Origin of the sequence: Psychroserpens mesophilus (genome assembly GCF_050617655.1) — a bacterium.
Taxonomy (GTDB): domain Bacteria; phylum Bacteroidota; class Bacteroidia; order Flavobacteriales; family Flavobacteriaceae; genus Psychroserpens; species Psychroserpens mesophilus_A.
Genome location: NZ_JBODQC010000010.1, coordinates 77,168 through 97,850 on the forward strand (window position 1 = coordinate 77,168; position 20,683 = coordinate 97,850).

The window sequence follows — 20,683 nt, forward strand, 5'->3', positions numbered from 1 at the left end:
ATGAATTTTAATTTTTTGTCTCCTGTTACAGATTCAGTATTAGCTCATAACGAACTATTGTCTGATCAAGCCTTAGGCAAAAAAATTAAAATACATTCTTCTCAAAATGGTATTCCAGATTTAGATGGTGTTGCTTTAGCAATTATAGGTGTTAAAGAAAATCGTAATGATGTTAATTATATTGGCGAAGAATTACACTTTGATACTATCCGTACATCATTGTATTCTCTGTTTCCAGGAAACTGGTATACTAATATTGCCGATTTAGGTGATATTCCAGCAGGATCCACCATTGAAGATACTTACTATGCAGTTCGTACAATAATTTCTGTTTTAATAGAAAAAAAGGTTATACCTATCATAATAGGAGGAAGTCAAGATTTAACCTATGCTAATTATCGTGCTTATGATACAATGGCTCCTATGGTCAATATTGTTAATGTAGACAGTAATTTTGATTTAGGAGATGCTTCAGTAGAAATGAAAAACAACAGCTTTCTCGGAAAAATCATATTAGAACAACCTTATAATTTATTTAATTATTCCGCTATTGGTTACCAAACCTATTTCAATTCACAAGAAGAAATAGATTTAATGGATAAACTTTATTTTGAAGCTTATAGATTAGGAGAGGTGACACATAATATAAATATGGTAGAGCCTGTAATGCGTGATGCTCATATTGTAACCATAGATTTAAAATCTGTTCGTGCAGCTGAAGTTGGTGCAAAACAAAAGTATTCACCTAATGGATTTAATGGGAAAGAAATTTGTGCCATTTCACGTTATGCCGGAATTAGTAATAAAGTATCGTCATTTGGTATTTATGAATTTAAAACTACAACAGAGTTAGACGCTACTCCAATGTTGATTTCACAAATGATATGGTATTTCATTGAAGGTATTAATTGCAGGGTGAATGATGATGATTTTACAAACGAGAATAACTATCAAAAATACAATGTACTAATTGAAGATGAGGAGCTTATATTCTACAAAAGTATAAAAACAGGACGTTGGTGGATAGAAATACCTTTTTTGCCAAACGTCAATAATAAATTAAAAAAGCATACGTTATTACCATGCACGCACGAAGATTATGTGGAAGCTAGTCAAGGAAAAATACCAGAAAGATGGTATAAAGCATATAAAAAGAACAGTTTTTAGTATATTTAGCTTTTAAAACTTTAACGTTTTTTTAATCGACGAAATGTTAATTAATTAGGATGAAGTGCAAAAAAACTGTAAAAAAAATTGGTTTTTACAAAATATATAAATATGTTTACTGCCTTAAAAAAAATAAACCCTTTTTTAAGATATATAATTACAACTAAAATAATTTAACCTCGAGTTTCTATGAATATTAAGAAGTTTGCTTTATTAACTGCTGTTTTAGCTCTATTAGTCAGTTGTGGCTCTGGTGACAGAGGAGAACTGGTTGGAGTTAAAGGAAAGAAATGGCATCCCGAAAAACCTTATGGTATGGCACTTGTCCCAGGTGGCGCATTTATAATGGGGAAATCAGATGATGACCTTGCTGGTGTTCAAGATGCACCAACACGAACCGTTACTGTTAGAGCGTTCTATATGGACGAAACTGAAATTACTAATAGTGAGTATCGTGAGTTTGTATATTGGGTTAGAGATTCAATATTAAGAACTAAGCTTGCTATTTTAGCCGATGAAATTGGTGAAACTCCTGGAAATGGAGGTATAGGAGAATTTGCATTTAATGATGCTGATCCAGAAAACATGTCTGTTTATGAAAAATACATGTATGATAACTACAGTGGATTAGGTCCAACAGGATACGAAGGCCGAAAATTAAATAGTGATATTGATTTGATTTTTGACACCAACGACTATCCAGATGAGTATTATGCTGAAGTTATGGATACGATGTACTTACCTATTGAAGAATCGTATAACGGTCAGCGTACTTGGGATGTTAAGAAATTCAAGTTCCAGTATAAGTATATGGATATTCAAAAGGCAGCTAAAAATCGTAACTTAAGACGTAAAGATGTTATCATTACAGAAGAAGTTGAGGTTTATCCAGATACAACAGCTTGGATACGTGATTTCTCATATTCTTACAACGAGCCTATGCACAACGATTATTTCTGGCATGATGCTTATGGTGATTATCCTGTGGTAGGAGTATCTTGGAAACAAGCAACTGCATTCTGTCAATGGAGAACATTAAAGAAGAATGCATATCAAAAAAGCAAAGGAAAACAATTTGTAAATAAATTCAGATTACCTTCAGAAGCAGAATGGGAATATGCTGCAAGAGGTGGTCTTCAAGGAGCAACCTATCCATGGGGTGGACCTTACGCTAAAAATGATAGAGGTTGTTTTATGGCAAACTTTAAGCCTTTAAGAGGTGATTACGCTGCTGATCAAGCACTATACACTGTGGAGGCTGATGCCTATGAGCCAAACGATTTCGACCTTTATAATATGGCTGGAAATGTTTCAGAATGGGTTCAGGGGTCTTACGATCCTGCTTCATACGAATACTCTGCATCATTTAATCCAAATGTAAATGATCCGGATAACGAGCGCAAAGTCGTTCGTGGAGGCTCATGGAAAGATGTAGCTTACTTCCTACAAGTAAGTTCAAGAGACTATGAATATGCAGATTCAGCAAGAAGCTACATCGGATTTAGAACAGTTCAGGATTACATGGGAACTGAAGTAACTAACAATGCAGCAACTAACTAATAATTAACTAAACTAAATATATTAATCTACTTAAGTTATTCACTTAGGACTTAAAACTAAAAACAGAAATTATGGCACAAAAGAAATTATCAACAATGAATATGGTCTACGGACTTGGAGCAGCAATTGTAATTGTAGGAGCTTTATTCAAAATACAACACTGGCCTTATGGATCATTAATCTTAACTATAGGAATGATTGTTGAAGCATTAGTATTTACTTTATCTGCTTTTGAAAAGCAAGGTGGTGAATTAGATTGGTCTTTAGTATATCCTGAATTAGCAGGTGGTCAATCATTAGGTAAAAAGAAAAAAGAAGAACCTAAAGATGCTGAAGGTTTGTTGTCAAAAAAATTAGATAATCTTTTAAAAGAAGCTAAAATTGATGGAGAACTCATGGCAAGCCTTGGAGCAAGTATCAAGAACTTTGAAGGTGCTGCAAAAGGAATTAGCCCAACAGTTGACTCAATGACTGCTCAAAAGAAATATAGTGAAGAAATGTCTTTAGCTGCTGCTCAAATGGAATCTTTAAATAGCCTTTACAAAGTACAAATGGAAAGTGCCAACCGTCAAGCTGCCATTAATGAAGAAGCTGTTGAAAACGCAACTAAATTAAAAGAACAAATGAAGTCATTAGCATCTAACTTGTCATCTTTAAATGGTGTCTATGGTGGAATGCTTTCTGCAATGAATAAAAGCTAATTAGTTTTTAAACTAGAATTAATAACAACTATTAACAAACTAAAAAAACTAATTTAAAATGGCAGGAGGAAAATTATCTGCAAGGCAGAAAATGATTAACTTAATGTACTTAGTATTTATTGCTATGATGGCGATGAATATGTCTAAAGAAGTACTTTCAGCTTTCGGATTAATGGAAGCTAAGTTTGCTGATTCCAATGAGCTTACAAGTGAACGAAACGAAGCGTTGCTTGCTGATCTTGAGAAGAAGTCAGACGAGAAACCAGAAGAATTTATGATACCAGCAGCAAAAGCTAAACAAGTAAGTGCTGCATCAGAAAAATTCTACAACTATTTAGGAACTTTAAAAAACGATCTTTTACAAAAAGGTCAGTATGAAATCGATCCTGAAACTGGAAAATTACCTTTCGAAGCAATGGATAAAACAGATATCCTTGATGAAGCTTGGTTTACTGGAGATAAATTAACTAAGAAAGGTGAAGAAGTAATGTCTAAAATTGAAGAATACAAAACATCTATAAGAGAAATTTTAGGTAAGGATGTAAAAGCTTCAAAAGTATTATCAAACTTTGAGAAAACATTTAGTACAGAAAAAGTGGAAAATAAAGACGGAAAGAAAATAGATTGGTTAGATTACCACTTCAAAGGATTTCCTGCAATTGCTTCTTATACTAAAATGACAGCTTTTCAAAATGACGTTGAGGTTACTGAAGCAAATATCATTAACTATTATTTAGGAAATGTATTAACAGATGCAGTGTCTTTAGATAAATACAAAGCAATCATTCTAGCTGATAAATCAGCTTTCTTCGCTGGTGAAAAATTCCAAGGAAGAGTTGTAATTGGTAAATATGCTAAAGTACCACCTACAGGATTAAGTATAGGAGGACAAGCGATTGATTTGAATGAAGCTATAGATTCAACAGGTGCTGCACGTTTAGACTTTAATGTTGGTGGAGTTGGAGAACATGAAATTGATGGAACATTTACGTTCATGGAAGATGGTAAGCCTTTAGAAATTCCTATTAAAGGAAACTATGTGGTGGTGCCAAGACCAAATTCTGCTACAATTTCTGCAGATAAAATGAATGTTGTATATCGTGGTGTTGTTAACCCAATGACGATTTCTTTTGCTGGTGTTCCAGATAATAAAGTGTCTGCTTCAGGTGCTGGATTGAAAAAAGGATCTGGTATGGGTAAATACACTATGGTTCCTACTTCTGGTAGAGAAGTTACAATTAATGTAACTGCAACATTAGATGATGGCTCTAAAGTAAGTGATAAAGCTGTATTCAGAATTAAAGATATTCCTAAACCAGCAGGTCAAATAGCTGGTCAGATTGGAACGGCAAAACTGCCTAGAAATAACGTTGAGATTGGTAGAATTGAAGCTGTGTTAGAAGATTTTGATTTCGATTTACCATTAACGGTAACTGGATTCAAAATGAAGGTAGAAGGTAAGCCTTCTGTCACATGTTCAGGAAATAGACTTAATGGTGCAGCAAAATCTGCCCTAAGAAGTGCTAAGCGTGGATCTCAGGTTCAAATTTTTGACATCAAATCAAAAAGTAATGGTCCTGCTATTAAACCAGCATCACCACTAATTATTGAGTTGACTAATTAAATCAACTTATAGTAAACCCAAATTTAAAATTAGAAAAGATGAATTGTAAATTTTTATTATCAATTATTATAACTGTAGGTGTCACATCCAGTATGTGTGCGCAGGCAAATATTTTAAATGCCAGAACACCTCAAGAAGTAGGTGTTAAAACTGAAGCTCAGTTGGCATTAGATAATGACGAACCTTTAGAATATGGTTATGTTGATGATAGAGACATATTGTTTTCTAAAATGACTTGGGAAAAAGTAGTGTTAGATGAACGTGTAAACTTTCCGTTGTACTTTCCTGTAGATACAAATAATATTGGGAAAGAAAGACGATCTTTATATCATACTTTAATTAAAGCTGTTAAAAACGGAACAATTAAGAATGTTTATAATGATGAATATTTCAACGTTAAGCGTACAATGAAGGAAATTAAAGATATCACTACTAAAGTAGATACTTTAGATATTGGATATGACCAACTTAATGCTGATGGCTATGTGGATCCTGAGTATATCACAACAACTAACATTGAAGCCTTTCATATTAGTGCATATCTAATTAAAGGATTGTGGTATTTCGATAAGCGTCATGGTGAATTAAAATATAGAATTTTAGGTATTGCTCCTGCAGCACCTGATGTTAACTTTTTAGATTCTGAAGATGAATCTCTAAAAACTCCCAATGCCTTATTTTGGGTGTTTTATCCTGAAGCAAGAGAGATTCTACATGAAGCAAAAGCTTTCAACAACAAAAACAGTGCAATGCCAATATCGTTTGATCATTTGCTAAATTCCAGACGTTTTAATGCCTACATGTACAAAGAAGAAAATGTATATGGAGATCGTGAAGTGAAAGAATATGTAGCAGATAATGCATTGATGCAGTTACTGGAGTCTGATCGCATTAAAGAGAAGATTCGTAATTTCGAACAAGATATGTGGTCATATTAAATGGCACATAAATCATATGAAAACGCTCACTATTTAGTGAGCGTTTTTTATTTATATACACAACAAATACATTCATCTTTTATATTACTTTTGTTACAATGAAACAAGTAGATTATATAATAGTAGGTAATGGATTAGCAGGTATTGCCTTCTGCGAATTATTGAGAACACATAATAAAGACTTTGTAGTTTTCGATAATCAATCACAACAGTCTTCAAGCGTAGCAGCAGGTCTGTACAATCCTGTAATACTGAAGCGATTTACAAAAGTATGGAAAGCTAAAGATCAACTTGAATTAGCAATTCCAAAATATGAAGAACTTGAAAAGCTACTAAATGTAAAGCTGGATTATAAATTACCAGTGCATAGAAAGTTGACATCTATTGAGGAGCAAAACAATTGGTTTACAGCTTCAGATCAGCCTGACTTATGCAATTTTTTATCCACGAGATTGATAAAAAATGAAAACCCTTCAATTGATGCTAAGTTTGGATTTGGAGAAGTCTTGCATTCTGGAAGGATTAATACATCTCAACTAACCATATCGTATGGCGATTTTCTCAATCGTGAAAACAGGTTATATAAAGAAGAATTTCATCATAACCAGTTAGACATTCAAGAACACAAAGTGCAATACAAAAATATTGTTTCAAAATATATTGTATTTGCTGAAGGATTTGGATTACATATTAATCCATTTTTCAATAATTTGCCTTTAAACGGAACTAAAGGTGAAATGTTAACGATTAAAGCTCCAGACTTGAAGATGGATTTCATTTTAAAGTCGTCAGTTTTCATTGTTCCTTTAGGACAAGATTTATATTGGATTGGCGCAACTTATGAAAGGGAAGATAAAACACATTCAGTAACCTCTGAAGCTAAGAATGAATTGCTGGAGAAATTAAAAAAAGTTATAACTTGTGATTTTGAAGTCTTACATCAAGTAGCAGGTATACGCCCAACAACAAAAGATCGCAGACCATTAGTTGGAGCTCATTCAGATTATAAGAACCTTTTTGTGCTGAATGGTTTGGGAACAAGAGGCGTAATGATGTCCCCGTTTGCAGCTGAACAATTATTTAACCATATCGAGCAAGGAAGCGATTTAGATAAAGAGATTGATATTTCTAGATTTCACTAAAACAAACTCTATTTTTTTACTAAATCCTTGTCATAATTCATAAATATATTAATCCATATATTTCTTGAAAGCCTCATGATTATTGGACTAAATACAATTATCGTCGCAATAATGGCAATAAAGGCAGTCATTAATGAACTTTTAAGAAATAAATAACTAATTACGAAAGCAGCTACTGCAAAAGCAATTCCTACACCATAACTAACGTACATAGAGCCATAGAAAAAAGAAGGTTCAATACGGTAACGGGTTCCACAATGTGAACACTTTTCATTAATTTTTAACACATCGCTCAGCACGTAAGGATTTTTGGTTTCATACATAGATTCTTGATGGCATTTAGGACAAACTCCTGTAAAAATGCTGTATATTTTTGTGCCTTTTAACATGATTTAAATTTGATTACTTTTGCGCTTTGTATTTAGGTACAAATTTACGTTTAATTAATAATTTCATTGTAACAAAAGTAACAAATGCTCAATATTCATAATCTCTCTATTTCATTTCAAGGCGAATTTCTATTTGAAGATATTACGTTTAAACTTAGTCCTGGAGATCGAATAGGTTTAATTGGGAAAAATGGTGCTGGCAAATCCACAATGCTAAAAATTTTATCTAAAGAGTTAGAACCAGATTCAGGGCAAATAGCAGCAGATAAAAATTTGAGTATTGGCTTTCTGAAACAGGATATAGATTTTGTGCTTGGAAGAACCGTTCTTGAAGAATCTTACGAAGCTTTTAAGGAGATTAAAGAGCTTGAAGCTAGAATGGAGGATATTAATACACAATTAGCAGAGCGTACAGATTATGAAAGTGAAAGTTACCACCAGTTAATGATAGATCTTAATGATGTTCAGCATTCTTATGAAATCATTGGTGGTTACAGCTATCAAGGAGAAACAGAAAAAATATTACAAGGACTCGGATTTAAACGTGAAGATTTCAATAAGCTTACCGATACGTTTTCTGGAGGTTGGCGAATGCGAATTGAATTGGCAAAACTCTTATTGCAAAATAATGATGTTTTACTATTAGATGAGCCAACAAACCACTTAGATATCGAATCCATCATCTGGTTAGAAGGTTTTTTAAAAAGTTATTCAGGAGCAGTCGTAATTGTATCTCACGATAAAATGTTTTTAGATAATGTTACCAATCGTACTATTGAAATTTCATTGGGTAGAATTTATGATTACCCTAAACCGTATTCGAAATTTCTTGTGCTTCGTCAAGAGATTAAAACACAACAGTTGGCCTCACAAAAAAATCAGCAAAAACAAATAGAACAGACTGAAAAGCTTATTGAGAAATTTAGAGCAAAGGCAAGTAAAGCCACTATGGCACAGTCACTCATAAAAAAACTGGATAAAATTGATCGTATCGAAGTCGATGAAGATGATAACAGTGTGATGACCTTAAATTTTCCTGTATCAGTTGTTCCAGGTAAAGTTGTAGTTGAAGCAGAACATATATCTAAACGTTATGATGATAATCAGGTATTAACAGATGTCAATTTAATGATTGAGCGCGACAGCAAAACAGCATTCGTAGGTCAAAATGGTCAAGGTAAATCGACACTAGCTAAAATTATTGTTGGCGATATCAAACATCAAGGACACCTTAAATTAGGCCATAATGTGCAAATAGGATATTTTGCTCAAAACCAAGCCGAATATTTAGATGGAAGTAAAACCGTGTTAGATACCATGATTGATGCTGCAAATGAAACAAATAGAAGTAAAGTTCGTGATATCTTAGGTTCCTTTTTGTTTCGTGGTGACGAGGTCGAAAAGTATGTGAGAGTGCTTTCTGGAGGAGAAAGAAATCGTTTAGCACTTGCAAAATTAATGTTGCAGCCTATTAATGTTTTAATTATGGATGAGCCTACCAATCATCTTGATATTAAATCTAAAAATGTATTGAAAGAAGCACTAAAAAAATACGAAGGAACTCTGGTTTTAGTATCTCACGATAGAGATTTTCTTCAAGGCCTAACCAATAAAGTCTACGAATTCAAAGACCAGAAAATTAAAGAATATTTAGGTGATATCGATTTTTATCTTGAACAACGAAATGTTGAGAATTTACGTGAAGTTGAAAAACGTACCATTGTAAAAGAAACACCTAAAACAACAAACAAACAATCTTACGAAGATCAAAAGAAACTTAAATCGTTAAATAACAAATTAAGTAATGTTGAATCTAAAATAAGCCAGTTAGAGAAGGAGATTAAAACGCATGATGTTGAACTGGCAACAAATTATGACGCAACGGTTGCAGACGAAACATTTTTTGATCGTTATCAATCTAAAAAAAATAAGCTCAAACAGTTAATGTCAGATTGGGAATCTATTCATTTCGAATTGGATGAATTATCCTAGTTCTGATGAATTGTTTTATGTTTTTTTTAACTCACAAGAATGAGCAATTGAATATTTTTGTAGTTTAAAAATCAAAACTGCCCGAAAGGAATGGTTTTGTAATTAACCATCAAATACTGTTCAATGAGAAAATTAGTGCTGTTTATAGTCGGCATAGTTATTATTTTTGCGGCACTCTTCGGAGCTTACCTTATCGTAAAAAGCAATAATTAACCTAAACCAAAAATTGCTAAAGTTGTTAAAACAGTCTACGTAGATACTGTAAAAAATGCAACCGTTCCTATAACGATTCCTGCAAACGGTAACCTTATTGCTAAAAATAGATTTGAACTTTTCTCTGAAGTTCAGGGTGTGTTTGAAAGTAGTGCTGAAGATTTTAAAGCCGGACAAACATATCGCAAAGGTGAATTATTAATTCGTATAAATTCAAGTGAATACTTCGCTTCTGTTCAGTCGGCCAAGAGTGAATTGTATAATCTCATCACTTCACTAATGCCAGATTTAAGACTAGATTACCCTAAAGCATTTCCGGTATGGGAAGACTATCTTAAAAATTTTGACATGAATAATAGCATAGCGCCTTTACCAACCGTAAATGATAACACGGTAAATTATTTTATTACAGGTAGAGGGGTACAAACAGCATATTATAATGTAAAAAATTTAGAACAAAGACTTTCTAAATACCGAATTTATGCACCTTACAATGGAATTTTAACCGAAGCATTAGTAAATAAAGGAACATTAGTGCGACCAGGTCAAAAATTAGGTGAATTTATTGATCCTTTAGTTTATGAATTAGAATTGTCAATAGGAAAAACTTTCAGCGATTTATTACAGATTGGAGAAAGCGTAGTGCTTAAGACATTAGATAAACAAACTACTTATGAAGGAAAGGTTTCCAGAATTAACGGAAGAATCGATCAGGAAACTCAAACCGTAACTGTTTTTGTTGAAGTAAAAGCAAAAGATTTGAAAGAAGGGATGTATATGGAGGCTCAGTTAGAAGCAAAAGAAATCGAAAACGCCATTAAAGTGTCTCGAAAACTTTTAATTGATCAATCTGAAATTTTTGTTTTAAAAGATAGTATTCTTGATATCATTAAAGTCAATCCTGTTTATTTTTCTCCAAAAGAAGTTGTATTGAAAGGTGTTCCAGATCATACTGTCATATTATCAAAGTCTGTGCCAGGAGCCTATGCAGGTATGAAAGTAAAAGTAAACCAGGAAAGTGTTATTCCAAATAACGAACCTGTTCAATAGGTATGAGAAAAGTTATTGCTTATTTTATAAAATACGATGTAGCTGTAAATGTTATTATCATTGCATTTCTCATCTTTGGAGTTCTCGGAATGTTACGTTTAAAGTCTTCGTTCTTTCCGCTTCAGGAAGCTGAAATTATTTCCATAAATATGTCTTATCCTGGAGCTGCTCCACAGGAAATAGAAGAAGGAGTTGTTTTAAAAATAGAAGACAATCTTAAAGGACTTATCGGCATTGAACGTGTGACTTCTACTTCTCGTGAGAATGGAGGAAGCATTACAATTGAGATTGAAAGTGATGAAGATATAGATGATATGTTGGCGGAAGTTAAGAATGCGGTAGATCGCGTTCCTAATTTTCCAACAGGCATGGAACCTTTAGTTGTCGCCAAACAGGAACGAGTTAGACAAACCATAGATTTTGCTATCAGTGGAGAAAATATTGAATTGTCATCTCTAAAACAAATTGGAAGACAAATTGAAAACGATTTGCGCGCCATGGAAGGGATTTCGCAAATCAGCGTGTCTGGATATCCTGAAGAAGAGATTGAAATTGCAGTAAGAGAAAATGATTTACTGGCTTATAACCTCACCTTTACTGAAGTAGCAAACGCTGTATCTCAAGCCAATATATTAACCACAGGAGGGAATATTAAAACAGAAGCAGAAGATTACCTTATTAGAGCTAATAATCGTTCTTATTATGGAGATGAACTCAATAATTTACCAGTTAGAGCTCTAGATAACGGAACCATTGTTCGTTTGCAGGATGTAGCAACGGTTAGGGATCGCTTTTCTGAAACACCAAATGCATCCTATTTTAATGGTAACGTTGCTGTCAATATTGAGATTACAAATACCAATAGTGAAGACCTTATTTCAACTGCTGAAAAAGTAAATGAATACATAACAGAATTCAACCAAAAATATACAGGAGTTAAAATTGATGTTGTAAGTGATTCTTCCATTCGTTTGAATCAACGAACACAACTTTTACTGGAAAATGGCGCCATGGGTATTTTTTTAGTTCTGTTTTTTCTTTCTATTTTCCTAAACACTCGATTGGCATTTTGGGTGGCATTTGGATTACCTGTAGCCTTTTTAGGCATGTTTGTTTTTGCTGCTCAATTTGGTGTTACCATCAACGTATTGTCTCTATTTGGGATGATTATTGTCATCGGTATTTTAGTAGATGATGGGATTGTCATCGCTGAAAATATTTATCAGCATTATGAACAAGGCAAGACAAGAGTACAAGCTGCTATAGATGGAACAATGGAAGTGTTGCCAGCAATTCTTTCAGCCATTATTACTACAGTTTTAGCGTTTTCAACCTTCTTATTTTTAGAAGGTAGAATAGGCGATTTCTTCAGTGAAGTTTCAGTAATTGTGATCCTTACCTTATTGGTGTCGTTAGTAGAAGCTCTTATCATTTTACCTGCTCATATTGCACATTCCAAAGCATTGGTAAAAATGACGGATGCCGAAAAGAAAGAGAAAAAAGGCTTAGCAAAAGCATTTTTGAAGCTCAGAGAAATCAATAAATATGGCGATAAGTTTATGGTCTATTGTCGGGATACTATTTATAGTCCTGTTTTAAGGTTTGCTCTAAATCAAAGATTTATAACGTTTGCTATTTTATTAGCGTTTATGATTTTAACCATTGGTGCAAATCAAGGTGGAATCATCAGAACATCATTTTTCCCGAGTATTGCAAGTGACAGAGTAAGTATTGATTTGTTAATGCCTGAAGGCACCAACCCTAAAATAACAGACTCTATAATCACCATGGTTGAGGATGCTGCTTGGGCTGTTAATGAAGAATTTACGAAAAGACAAACTGGCAATAAACAAGTTGTTGAGAATATTATTAAACGTGTCGGACCAGGAAACAATAAGGCAAGCTTAAATGTGAACTTACTTCCAGGTGAAAACCGTGATTTTGGTTCTCCAGAAATAACAAATGCTATCAGAGAAAAAGTTGGTGAAGTTTACGGTGTAGAACGCTTAACATTTGGCTCAGGTGGAAACTTTGGTGGCACACCAATTTCAGTGTCTTTATTAGGAAATAATACAGAAGAACTTAAACAAGCTAAGACAGAACTAAGAGAGGTTTTAGAAAAGAATTCCCTTTTAGCCGATGTTTCTGATACAGATCCTGAAGGTATTAAAGAAATTAATGTAGAATTAAATGAAACAGCTTATGCACTTGGTTTAAACCTTAGAAATGTTATGGCTCAGGTAAGAGCAGGTTTTTTTGGTTTACAAGCACAACGTTTTCAACGTGGTCAAGATGAGATTAGAGTATGGGTAAGGTACGATAGAACTAACAGAGCATCTATTAACGATCTGGATGATATGCGTATTGTCACACCTCTGGGTCAACGTGTGCCTTTTGGGGAAATTGCTACTTATAATATCAAGCGTGGAGATGAAAGCATTAGCCACCTTAACGGACAGCGGGAAATACAAGTTAATGCAGATTTAAAAGATCCTAATGGAAGTGCGGCTGAAATTCTGTTGGACATACAAAATAATGTGATGCCTGAAATCCTGTCAAAATACACGACAGTTGGTGTATCTTACGAAGGACAAAACAGAGAAGCAGGTAAATTGACGCGTTCTGCATGGACAACAGTACCAGTTGTTATTTTTCTAATTTATGTGGTTATTGCATTCACATTTAGAAGTTATAGTCAGCCTTTTCTATTAATTTTATTAATCCCTTTCAGTTTTATAGCTGTGGCTTGGGGACATTGGTTTCATGATTTTCCAATCAATATTCTTTCAGCTTTAGGAATTATCGCCTTAATAGGAATTATGGTTAATGATGGTTTAGTCTTAATTGGAAAATTTAATTCGTTTTTAAAATCAGGTATGCCTTTTGACGAAGCACTATATGAAGCGGGAAGGACAAGGTTTAGAGCTATTTTCTTAACGTCTCTAACCACAATAGCAGGTATTGCTCCTTTATTGTTAGAAAAAAGCAGACAGGCTCAGTTTTTAAAGCCAATGGCAATTTCTATTGCTTATGGAATTGGTATAGCAACTATTTTAACTTTAATCATATTGCCTTTGTTATTATCAGCAATGAATAGTTTCAAAACCAATAAAAAATGGTTGATTACAGGTAATAAAATTGCCAAAGAAGATGTAGAACGCGCAATAATAGAACAAAAAATAGATGAAAACTAAACACGTTGTAACATTGTTTTTAACCTTATTTGGTATCACTATGTATGCTCAACAAATGCTTTCTACAGAAACTGCTGTAGAATTGGCTTTAGAGAATAATTATGGAATTCAAATCGCAAATACGACTGTTGAAGTTGCCGAAAATAATAAAGATATATTGAACTCTGGATATCTACCCACAATAACAGGTAATGCAGGTGGTTCAATCGATAAACAAAATACGGAAGGAGAACTAGCAGATGGAGACACCAGAATTGCCAATGGAGTTGAAACACGACGGTATAATGCTTCTGTAACTTTAAATTATACCTTATTTGATGGGTTAGGTCGCCAATATAATTATAGAAGACTGAAAGAGCAATATCAATTATCAGAACTTGAAGCACGTGAGACAATCGAAACCACTATGATTCAATTGTTTACTATTTATTACAGCGTGGCTCAACTTTCAGAAAATACTGGTGCACTGGAAGAAACGATTACCATTTCCAAAGACCGATTAACACGTGCTGGTTATCAATTTGATTATGGACAAAATACAAAACTGGAAGTCTTAAATGCTGAAGTAGATATCAATAATGATAGTATTAATCTTATCAATGCTAAGCAACAATTAAAAAATACAAAACGTGATTTAAATGTAGTTTTGGGAAATCAGCTGAGTCAAGATTTTGAGGTTGATACAACCATTGATTTCTTACTTCAATTAAATAAAGAAAATCTTTTAGAAAAAACAAAAGCTAATAATGTGACTTTACTTCAGGCCAATAAGAATATTGAGATTAGCCAGTTAGATATTAAAACCAGTAAAGCACAATTTTTACCTACAGTTGGTCTTTTTGGAAGCTACGGTTGGAACGAATCTACTAATAATAGTCCGTTAGCATTTGTACTCCAAAATACAACTACAGGTGCTTCTGCAGGATTGAATTTAAGTTGGAACTTATTTGATGGTGGTACTGCTATTACCAACACTAAAAATGCCAAATTAAATCTAGAGATTCAGGAACTTCAAAAAGAGCAATTGATTGCAGATATTGAACGAAATTTTAATAATGCGTGGGACAATTATCAGAATAGATTAACCATTTATCATGTTCAAAACGATAATATTAAAACAGCTCAGAATAACTTCGAAAGAACTCAGGAAAAATTCAAATTAGGTCAAGTGACTTCTATTGAATTCAGACAAGCACAACTCAATTTACTGAATGCCGAATTAAGTCGTAACCAGGCAAAGTATGAAGCTAAGCTAGCTGAATTAACAGTACTTCAGTTAAGCGGAGAATTGTTAAATGTAGAATTGTAGTTTATATTCAAATTGATTTGAAATGAAAGAACATTTTTTTCAATGTCCATATTGCTGGGAAACCATTTCAATGCTCATTGATATTTCGCAAATAAAACAGTCTTACATTGAAGACTGTGAAGTGTGTTGTCATCCTATTCAATTGAATATCAATACTGAAAATAATGAAATTTTAAGTTTTGAGGCTCAAAATATTGAACAATAGCTGTTTTTTAAAATACTGAAAATCAGTAAACTATATTTTTTTCGATGAGTGACAATGTATTTCATCGAAAAAAGTTGGTAGATAGTCGATATTCTTCTATTTTCGTTATAGTAAACGTGCTCCCTCACAAAAATCTACTATTATGAAAACCGCTAAAATTACACTGTTGTTATGCTTGGTAACACTATTCTCGTTTGCCAATGTTACTACACTAGAAAAAGAAGCACTGGTTGCTTTGTACAATTCAACTAATGGAACATCGTGGAATACAACCTGGGATTTAAATAGTCCTGTTTCAAGTTGGTATGGTGTTACTGTTGAAGAAGAACAAGTTGTCGCATTAAACTTAGAATTTAATAATCTTGAAGGTCAACTTCCAGAAGCCTTAGGAGATTTAGTTAACCTTAGAGAACTTAATTTATTCAGAAATAATATTTCTGGAAGTATTCCAAGTTCAGTAGGAAATTTAAAATCTCTAAAAGTGATGAATATTGCTTTTAACAAATTAGGAGGAGAACTACCAGTTTCAATAGGTGACTTAGCTTCATTACAATCACTACAATTATACATGAATACTATAGAAGGATCAATTCCTGATACTATTGGTCAGTTATCACAATTACAGACTTTAGAATTGTATAACAATAAATTTTCAGGAACCTTACCAGACACGTTAGGTAATTTAACAAACTTAAACGAGTTATTAGTTAGCAGTAACAACCTAACAGGAAAGCTGCCTCAGAGTATTGGTAACCTGTCTAAACTGAAAACATTAAGTGTATTTGATAATACATTTTTAGGAATTGTTCCGAATACGATATCAAATCTTGTAAATTTAGAAGAATTAGTACTAGCTAATAATGCATTTTACGGAAATCTACCAACTGATTTAGCAAACTTATCTAACTTAAAAGTGTTAATGATAGGAAATAATGATTTTAAAGGAGAGTTAGCAGAGTTGAAAACAAAGTTTCCAAATATGGAACAATTCGATTTTGTAAATAACAGTGATACAGGTGTATTAGCGACTTTAGATACAGAAGATTAGCCATTTTATAGTTTTAATAATTGATATCATAACTCTCAATCTTAAAAGTTGAGAGTTATTTTTTTGTGTTTTATTATTGTAATAAACAAAAAGCATTGTATATTTGCAGTCCTAAAATGATGGAGTCGGCATTATGAACCGAAAGTTAAAAGCTAAGAAAATCATTTTGATATTAAATCGCGGGATAGAGCAGTAGGTAGCTCGTCGGGCTCATAACCCGAAGGTCACTGGTTCGAGTCCAGTTCCCGCTACTAAATGTTATCTGTTTAAAATCAATGGTTTTGTTTACGCAAAACCATTTTTTTTATGTTTAATTTAAATTCTTATCTTACGAATGAACACGGAAACGAACACATTTTAGAACACAGTTTGTCAAAAAAGAAAAATTATTCAACTCCAAAAATTTATTCGGCTAACGGAAATTTAAAGAAGCGTTGGTACGTCTATTACTCCTATCGAAATCCTGAATCTGGTATACTCCAACGTATGAAAAATGTCTATGGAGGAGCTAATAGATATAATACCAAAGAAGATCGACTTATTGTTTTAAGTATTTATAGAGAAAAGCTATTAAGTTTATTAAATGAGGGATTTAATCCCTTTGAAGATAATACTGCACGTTATGAAAATCGTGAGGATAAGTCACTAAATCCAGTAAAGAACACTAATAAAGTACCTGAAGTCCAATTAATAATTGATTCAAAATCCTCTGTTTTATCCTATAAAGAAGCATTTATTAAAGGTTTGAAATATAAGGAGAAGCTTATAAACGATACTACAAGAAAAGGTTATGAAAACCGTTTAAAAAATTTTTTGTTATGGGTTGAGAAAAATCATCCAGACTTAGAACTGATCACAGATATCGATAAGAAAGTGGTCATGGAGTTTTTAAATTATATTTTAGAAGAAACTAGTCCTAGAAATCGAAATAACTACCGAACAGATTTAAGTAGTATTATGCAAGCATTAGAGGATAATGATATTATCTCATCTAATTTTATTAAAAACATCCCTGTATTAAAGGCTCTGCCTAAACGAAACAAAACGTATTCAAATCAAGAACAGAAGGCTATTTTTGAACACTTGGAGACTACGGATCAAACATTATTGCTTTTCATAAAATTTATTTCCTATAATTTTTTGAGACCTATAGAAGTCTGTAGATTACGTGTTGGAGACCTAGATATAAAGAATAAGCGAATTCAATTTAAAGCTAAGAATAGTCCATTAAAGACGAAGATTATTCCAGATTTATTACTTAAGGATTTACCTGATCTCTCAAAACTAAATAAAGAACATAGCTTGTTTACACCTGATGGTTTAGGAGGTGTATGGGAATCTGATTTAAATAACAAACGGGATTATTTTTCAAAACGTTTTAAACGGGTTGTTAAAGATCCATTTAATTTGGGAATAGATTATGGGTTATATAGCTTTAGACATACATTTATTACAAAATTATATAATGAGTTAGTCAAGGGGTCGTCACCGTTCGAAACTAAAAGTAAATTGATGCAGATAACAGGGCATTCCTCAATGAAGGCTCTTGAGAAATATCTACGAGATATTGATGCTGAGTTTCCTGATGACTATTCTGAATTATTAACCTCCTAAGCTTGTATTTTGAAAAAGCCATTAAAAGATAATCATAATGAATTAATACATCTCTTGTATAAGCCACTCATATTTTATTTTCCTCGAAAGTTATGGACTGATTTAGATGAGATGTGGATGGATAAAAAGTTTGACTCCGTGTTCAATACTGTTGTTCTAATGCAAACTAATGGAGATAATTATATTCTCGATGATGGAGCTTCCAATTTTCAATTACTTGGAAAAGCTTCTGTGTTAGCAGAAAATATTTATGAGCTTTTAGATTTGAAAGTCAAGTTATCCTCTGAAGCGTTTAGCTTTCTATGTGAAAGATATTCTCTAAGCGTTGCATTTTATAAACATGTGTCAAATTGGATGCTCGAGCATATTAAAGATTATATATCTGACTTTAGTGAGGAAACTTTAAATTCATTTAAGATTCAAAAAGTAGCATTTGATGAACATTGGGATTATATTGAAAAACACTTTTTAATTCCAGACCATGTGGTGAATTATTTTGATAATGCTCAATTGAATAAGCAAGATGTTGCAAAAATACCTGATTTCATCACTGGTGATCAGTTACTAACTGGAGGAATATTTGAGAAACTTGCTCAACCGATAAAGAATAAAAAGAAAGTGCTTATTACAGAAGAGGAAGCTGAAAAATACCTTCTAAAAACTATATTTGACCTACAATTAGAGTAATCTAAATCGAAATTTATGACTACTAAAAAATTCAATAAAGATGAAGATGCAACGCTAAATTTTAGAATAGCTAAAGAGTTAAAAGCAACAATTGTCTCTAAGGCTCAACAAGAGAATATAACCAGTTCTAAATATTTGCGGAATTTATTAGAAGCAGTTCATAACGGAAGTTACTGTCATCAAGAAAATTTGAAATCAGAACGAGAAGGCTTTTTGTTTTCAAAAGAGTTTTTACAGTTGATAGTTTGGATTTATAGAAAACGTGAAAATAATAAGCGTGAAGTAGAGAAAAGTTCTTTAGACCGTTATATAACGACATTAAAAAGAACTGATGATTGTCTTCCTAAAAGTTTAGTGTCTGAGTTTGATAAGGTTTTAAAAAGTTTACTTATAGTTAGAGATAGTGTAGGTTATGATGGTGATGTTTTTGATTTTCCTAAGTCTTATAGTAATGATAAAAAATTCAACTATGAAAAAGTAGAAAAGTTTTTATTGGATAAAAATGTGTTGGAAATCTTTATTGAAAGAGGAGAGATAAATATATCGAATACATTCTTATAAGACAGTTAAAGGCTTAAAAGTAAATTAGAGTTTTTGTGATAATTACTGTGATGTTTTTGTGATATAAAATTATCACAAATTATAATTAACAATTGAAAACTATTTTTTTCGAATACATATGTTATCAAAACATACATTTTTGAAGGGTTTAGAGCCAAATCAGATAGTTGCTCAATAGTTGTTCAATAGTTGTTCAATAGTTGTTCAATAGTTGTTCAATTGTGATACAAAATTCAAATTTAAGTTTTTTAATTTATAAATTTTTTTAATTTTCAACAGGTTGTTTTGGAATTATCTTGTTTACACACAAAAAAAAATCGCGAAAAAAAACCAGGCTTTTTTTCACATTAATGATCTGCCGTCTGAGTGGAAAATTCCACAAACTTGCTAAATTCTGATTGAGTGAGAATCCGAGTTCGATTGATTAAAAATTCAGAGTTAGAGTAAAAAGAAATTCCGTTATGTTTAATTCAGAGTTGAGTGAGAAAAACTGTAAATATTCAATGTTAAGTTTTCTGTAAGCTATGGAAATTGAATTTTTGAGTTATTTTTGGTAAGCAGTTTGTTTGTGATTTGTGCGACTGAGAATCCGGAGGATTTTCCGTCGTAGCAATCATACTGTTAAAGATATTAATTTTTAATTGAAGTAGTAGGTTAGTATTAATTATACACGTTGTTATACATTGGCTTTTTATACGTCGAACTTTGCTAATTCAATGTCTTTGTTATTAGGTAACCAATCATTATTTATTTTTTCTACTAGTTTAATCAGATTGTTTCTTACTTTCCTTTTAGTAAAATCAATACAAACGACTTTGTCCATAAGTTTATCTCCATCAGTTGCTAATACTGATGCAAACCAAAATCCTTCTCCAAAATTCCTATGAGTTGATGTCATTGGTGATGTATCATAATCATATTCTTCACCAGTTTTTTCTTTAAATTGAACTCCTCTCCATCCAATTTCTTCAAGAAAATAATCCTCTGTTTGACTTCCAAATTCACCAGCATTGCATGCATATAGAACATTTTTATTCAGAATCACATTAACAGCAGAGTAAATTAATTCTTTGTCTTCATTATTTGAAATTGTAAAAGCTATCCAATCTTTTTTAGGCAAGGAAGATTTCCATTCAGAATTATTTCTAATTTGAACATAATAGATTTTTCTTCTACCAATTTTTCCTATGAGTTCCATTTTTAGCTTGTGTACAACGTCTCGGTGTATGATGTGTTGCGTTGTGTCAGCTTAAAGATAATAAACTATCACGAACCAGAGGAAAATCCGT

Annotated in this window: 17 protein-coding genes and 1 tRNA gene; 16 read left to right on the forward strand and 2 right to left on the reverse strand. The window is 32.5% G+C overall.

Annotated elements, in window-relative coordinates; all coding sequences use genetic code 11:
• The 6 genes from ACRHNM_RS14445 to ACRHNM_RS14470 all read left to right on the forward strand — a co-directional run bounded on the left by ACRHNM_RS14445 (position 1) and on the right by ACRHNM_RS14470 (position 7,132).
• Positions 1–1,167, forward strand: coding sequence for a formimidoylglutamase (locus ACRHNM_RS14445; protein ID WP_431137361.1), 1,167 nt, complete (start codon positions 1–3; stop codon positions 1,165–1,167).
• A 189-nt stretch (positions 1,168–1,356) separates the two neighbouring features.
• Entirely contained in the window at positions 1,357–2,727 is a 1,371-nt protein-coding gene (gldK, locus tag ACRHNM_RS14450; protein ID WP_431137363.1) for a gliding motility lipoprotein GldK, read from the forward strand.
• A 71-nt stretch (positions 2,728–2,798) separates the two neighbouring features.
• The gene (gene gldL, locus ACRHNM_RS14455) at positions 2,799–3,428 is read left to right on the forward strand and encodes a gliding motility protein GldL (RefSeq protein ID WP_431137364.1); all 630 of its coding nucleotides are present in this window, start codon (positions 2,799–2,801) and stop codon (positions 3,426–3,428) included.
• A gap of 58 nt (positions 3,429–3,486) precedes the next feature.
• Positions 3,487–5,052, forward strand: coding sequence for a gliding motility protein GldM (gene gldM, locus ACRHNM_RS14460; protein WP_431137365.1), 1,566 nt, complete (start codon positions 3,487–3,489; stop codon positions 5,050–5,052).
• A 38-nt stretch (positions 5,053–5,090) separates the two neighbouring features.
• Positions 5,091–5,990 carry a gliding motility protein GldN gene (gene gldN / locus ACRHNM_RS14465; protein ID WP_431137367.1) on the forward strand — a complete coding sequence of 300 codons (900 nt, stop codon included), beginning with the start codon at positions 5,091–5,093 and terminating at the stop codon, positions 5,988–5,990.
• 98 nt (positions 5,991–6,088) lie between these two features.
• Positions 6,089–7,132: an NAD(P)/FAD-dependent oxidoreductase gene (locus ACRHNM_RS14470; protein WP_431137368.1), complete on the forward strand. Its 1,044-nt coding sequence runs from the start codon at positions 6,089–6,091 to the stop codon at positions 7,130–7,132.
• An 8-nt stretch (positions 7,133–7,140) separates the two neighbouring features.
• On the opposite strand, the gene ACRHNM_RS14475 is transcribed toward ACRHNM_RS14470, so the two are convergent.
• Positions 7,141–7,524 carry a DUF983 domain-containing protein gene (locus ACRHNM_RS14475; protein WP_431137379.1) on the reverse strand — a complete coding sequence of 128 codons (384 nt, stop codon included), beginning with the start codon at positions 7,522–7,524 and terminating at the stop codon, positions 7,141–7,143.
• Between the two features lie 81 nt (positions 7,525–7,605).
• On the opposite strand from ACRHNM_RS14475, the gene ACRHNM_RS14480 reads away from it, so the two are divergent.
• The 10 genes from ACRHNM_RS14480 to ACRHNM_RS14525 all read left to right on the forward strand — a co-directional run bounded on the left by ACRHNM_RS14480 (position 7,606) and on the right by ACRHNM_RS14525 (position 19,394).
• Positions 7,606–9,513 (forward strand): ABC-F family ATP-binding cassette domain-containing protein, encoded by a 1,908-nt coding sequence (locus tag ACRHNM_RS14480; RefSeq protein ID WP_431137369.1) that lies wholly within the window; start codon positions 7,606–7,608, stop codon positions 9,511–9,513.
• Between the two features lie 351 nt (positions 9,514–9,864).
• Positions 9,865–10,776: an efflux RND transporter periplasmic adaptor subunit gene (locus ACRHNM_RS14485; protein WP_431137370.1), complete on the forward strand. Its 912-nt coding sequence runs from the start codon at positions 9,865–9,867 to the stop codon at positions 10,774–10,776.
• Positions 10,777–10,778: 2 nt separating this feature from the next.
• Positions 10,779–13,970, forward strand: a complete 3,192-nt coding sequence (locus ACRHNM_RS14490; RefSeq protein ID WP_431137371.1) for an efflux RND transporter permease subunit — start codon at positions 10,779–10,781, stop codon at positions 13,968–13,970.
• A complete protein-coding gene (locus ACRHNM_RS14495) occupies positions 13,960–15,279 on the forward strand; it encodes a TolC family protein (RefSeq protein WP_431137372.1) in 1,320 nt (439 codons plus the stop codon). The genes ACRHNM_RS14490 and ACRHNM_RS14495 overlap by 11 nt, the downstream gene beginning before the upstream one ends.
• Before the next feature lie 22 nt (positions 15,280–15,301).
• The gene (locus ACRHNM_RS14500) at positions 15,302–15,484 is read left to right on the forward strand and encodes a CPXCG motif-containing cysteine-rich protein (protein ID WP_431137373.1); all 183 of its coding nucleotides are present in this window, start codon (positions 15,302–15,304) and stop codon (positions 15,482–15,484) included.
• 142 nt (positions 15,485–15,626) lie between these two features.
• Complete coding sequence (locus tag ACRHNM_RS14505; protein WP_431137374.1) at positions 15,627–16,532, forward strand: leucine-rich repeat domain-containing protein; 906 nt, start codon at positions 15,627–15,629, stop codon at positions 16,530–16,532.
• A 178-nt stretch (positions 16,533–16,710) separates the two neighbouring features.
• Positions 16,711–16,783, forward strand: a tRNA-Met gene (locus tag ACRHNM_RS14510).
• 55 nt (positions 16,784–16,838) lie between these two features.
• Complete coding sequence (locus tag ACRHNM_RS14515) at positions 16,839–18,146, forward strand: tyrosine-type recombinase/integrase (RefSeq protein WP_431137375.1); 1,308 nt, start codon at positions 16,839–16,841, stop codon at positions 18,144–18,146.
• 9 nt (positions 18,147–18,155) lie between these two features.
• Positions 18,156–18,833 (forward strand): hypothetical protein, encoded by a 678-nt coding sequence (locus ACRHNM_RS14520; RefSeq protein WP_431137376.1) that lies wholly within the window; start codon positions 18,156–18,158, stop codon positions 18,831–18,833.
• A 15-nt stretch (positions 18,834–18,848) separates the two neighbouring features.
• The gene (locus ACRHNM_RS14525) at positions 18,849–19,394 is read left to right on the forward strand and encodes a hypothetical protein (RefSeq protein ID WP_431137377.1); all 546 of its coding nucleotides are present in this window, start codon (positions 18,849–18,851) and stop codon (positions 19,392–19,394) included.
• A gap of 691 nt (positions 19,395–20,085) precedes the next feature.
• Here ACRHNM_RS14525 and ACRHNM_RS14530 read toward each other — a convergent pair.
• Positions 20,086–20,592, reverse strand: coding sequence for a hypothetical protein (locus ACRHNM_RS14530; protein WP_431137378.1), 507 nt, complete (start codon positions 20,590–20,592; stop codon positions 20,086–20,088).
• Positions 20,593–20,683 lie beyond the last annotated feature (91 nt).

Coding starts and splice junctions, on each gene's coding strand:
- ACRHNM_RS14445 (WP_431137361.1), top strand. CDS start 1: ATGAATTTTAATTTTTTGTCTCCTGTTACAGATTCAGTATTAGCTCAT.
- gldK (WP_431137363.1), top strand. CDS start 1,357: ATGAATATTAAGAAGTTTGCTTTATTAACTGCTGTTTTAGCTCTATTA.
- gldL (WP_431137364.1), top strand. CDS start 2,799: ATGGCACAAAAGAAATTATCAACAATGAATATGGTCTACGGACTTGGA.
- gldM (WP_431137365.1), top strand. CDS start 3,487: ATGGCAGGAGGAAAATTATCTGCAAGGCAGAAAATGATTAACTTAATG.
- gldN (WP_431137367.1), top strand. CDS start 5,091: ATGAATTGTAAATTTTTATTATCAATTATTATAACTGTAGGTGTCACA.
- ACRHNM_RS14470 (WP_431137368.1), top strand. CDS start 6,089: ATGAAACAAGTAGATTATATAATAGTAGGTAATGGATTAGCAGGTATT.
- ACRHNM_RS14480 (WP_431137369.1), top strand. CDS start 7,606: ATGCTCAATATTCATAATCTCTCTATTTCATTTCAAGGCGAATTTCTA.
- ACRHNM_RS14490 (WP_431137371.1), top strand. CDS start 10,779: ATGAGAAAAGTTATTGCTTATTTTATAAAATACGATGTAGCTGTAAAT.
- ACRHNM_RS14495 (WP_431137372.1), top strand. CDS start 13,960: ATGAAAACTAAACACGTTGTAACATTGTTTTTAACCTTATTTGGTATC.
- ACRHNM_RS14500 (WP_431137373.1), top strand. CDS start 15,302: ATGAAAGAACATTTTTTTCAATGTCCATATTGCTGGGAAACCATTTCA.
- ACRHNM_RS14505 (WP_431137374.1), top strand. CDS start 15,627: ATGAAAACCGCTAAAATTACACTGTTGTTATGCTTGGTAACACTATTC.
- ACRHNM_RS14515 (WP_431137375.1), top strand. CDS start 16,839: ATGTTTAATTTAAATTCTTATCTTACGAATGAACACGGAAACGAACAC.
- ACRHNM_RS14525 (WP_431137377.1), top strand. CDS start 18,849: ATGACTACTAAAAAATTCAATAAAGATGAAGATGCAACGCTAAATTTT.
- ACRHNM_RS14530 (WP_431137378.1), bottom strand. CDS start 20,592: ATGGAACTCATAGGAAAAATTGGTAGAAGAAAAATCTATTATGTTCAA.